General features: G+C 54.2%; 1 protein-coding gene. It reads left to right on the top strand.

The window, feature by feature from the left end; genetic code table 11:
- A partial coding sequence (locus KW848_RS31530; RefSeq protein WP_256365355.1) for a contractile injection system protein, VgrG/Pvc8 family occupies nt 1-249 on the top strand: 249 nt, incomplete at both ends.

Below are 249 nucleotides of genomic sequence, written 5' to 3'. Positions count from 1 at the left end.
ATCAGCTGACCTTGGTCCCCGCGTTGCACTATTTGCAGTTCAGCGACAACCAACGGATCTTCCAGAATCTAACCGTGCCGCAAATCATCGCTCAGGTGCTCAAGGGCCACGGTATCCAGGCCGATGCCTATACCTTTCAGGTCAGCACCAGTCCCGAGCGCGAATATTGCACGCAATACGGGGAATCCGATTTTCAACTGATACAAAGGTTGTGCAGTGAGGAGGGGATTGCCTGGCACCACCAGCACA

This window comes from Pseudomonas sp. PDM25, from assembly GCF_019219045.1.
Classification (GTDB): Bacteria; Pseudomonadota; Gammaproteobacteria; order Pseudomonadales; family Pseudomonadaceae; genus Aquipseudomonas.
The sequence above is the reverse complement of the archived record's forward strand: the minus strand, read 5'-3'. Positions and strand labels throughout refer to the sequence as shown.